The 1,664-nt window shown below is 66.8% G+C and carries 1 protein-coding gene; it reads left to right on the forward strand.

Annotated elements, in window-relative coordinates; all coding sequences use genetic code 11:
• Window positions 1-145: 145 nt before the first annotated feature.
• The gene (locus CRT23_RS27440; protein ID WP_103712624.1) at window positions 146-1,423 is read left to right on the forward strand and encodes an IS110 family transposase; all 1,278 of its coding nucleotides are present in this window, start codon (window positions 146-148) and stop codon (window positions 1,421-1,423) included.
• Window positions 1,424-1,664 lie beyond the last annotated feature (241 nt).

A 1,664-nucleotide genomic window follows, 5' to 3' on the forward strand; every position in this document is an offset into this window, starting at 1 on the left:
TAGCACATCGGGAAGATGGCTCGACGGCTCTGGGGCGGCGCGCGAAGCCATGCGGAGCGCAGCGCGCAGCCCTGGGCGGTCATGGCCGATCGGCAGGTCTCTAGAGTGACGGTGTTCGAAGCCTCATTCCGGAGACGGATCGACCATGACCAGACCACAGCTTACGCCGCCGGCCGGCGTTCTCGTAGCCATCGACGTGGCTAAGGCCCGCAACGAGGTCCTCATCGAGGTGCCCGGCTCCGGCCGACGACGCCGGTTGAGCGTCCTCAACACCCGTGCCGAGCACGACCGCCTGATTGCGCTCCTGGCCGATCTCGGTCAGCCGGTGACCTGCGGGTTCGAGGCGACCGGCAACTATCACCGCCCGATTGCCTGGCGCCTGCTCCAGGCGGGCTTTGCCGTGCGCCTGATCTCGTCCGTGGGGCTCGCCCGCACCCGCGAGGCCCTGCACAACGGTTGGGACAAGAACGACCCGAAGGACGCCCAGGTCATGCTGCACATGATCCGCATCGGCGCCTCGCAGGTCTACCATGACCCGCTCGCCGCCGGCATCAACGACGTGCAGGAACTATCCAAGACCCACGACGCCGTCTCGCGGACCAAGACCGAGGTGCTGCATCGGATCCTGACCCACTACCTGCCGCTGTACTTCCCGGAGGTCGACCGCTTCCGCCACAACAGCCGCTCGGACTGGTTCTTCGCCTTCCTCGATCGCTTCCCCACGCCCGCCAGCATCACCGCGCTGAGCAAGGAGACCTTCATCGCCGCCGCCTGGGATGTCGTCGGGCGCAAGGTCGCCAAGGCCCAACTGCTCGGCGACATCTACGAGACGGCTCGCAGCTCGATCGGCCTGCCGGTGCCGCCTGACGCTCCGGCGGTGAGCATGTTCCGGCTCGTCATCGGCGAGGTGCGTGGCCTCATACGGCAACGCGACGCGATCGAGGCTGCGGCCAACACCCTCCTGTCGGAGAGCGCCGACTACAAGCTGCTGCGCCGCATCCCCGGCATCGGCCCGATCAACGCCCTGACCATCCTGGCCGAGGCCGGCGACCTGCGCCGCTTCAGCCATCACCGTCAGTTCCTGAAGTTCTGTGGCCTCGATCTGGCCACCCAGCAATCCGGCACCTTCCGCGGCCAGACCAAACTGTCGAAGTACGGCAACGCCCGGCTCAGGCGTACGCTTTGGCTGGCTGGGCAGGTGGCCATCCGGCAGCGGGAGAACGGCTTCCGCGACAAGTTCGAGCGCTACATCGCCCGCGACCGGCACGATGCCGACCTGCGGCGCAAGGCGCTGACCGCGATCACCGCCAAGATGGCGCGCGTGGTGCACGCCGTCATCAAGACCGGTGCCGACTACCGGCCCTTCGTCGAGGGGCCGGTACCAGGTGGGAGAACCCCTCTCAGCAGAGCCGTGAGGGCGTGAGAACCACGACCCTGTAGATAATGCTCGGGTCTCCTGCCTGGATCGACATCTCGTGTTGAGGACGGTGAGGACCACGGCGCGACGCGCGTCGGCTGGATCCTGTGTTCGCTATGGCCGAGAGTTCTTCCGGATCGGCAGGAGCCGCCTGGATCGATGTTGACGACAAACACACCGCGGACGCATGTTCGCGGACGGAGACCTGTTGCCTAGCCAGCCGTCCTTCCTCGCTACGTAGGACGTT

Source organism: Methylobacterium sp. V23 (assembly GCF_002917135.1).
In the GTDB taxonomy this organism is placed as follows: domain Bacteria; phylum Pseudomonadota; class Alphaproteobacteria; order Rhizobiales; family Beijerinckiaceae; genus Methylobacterium.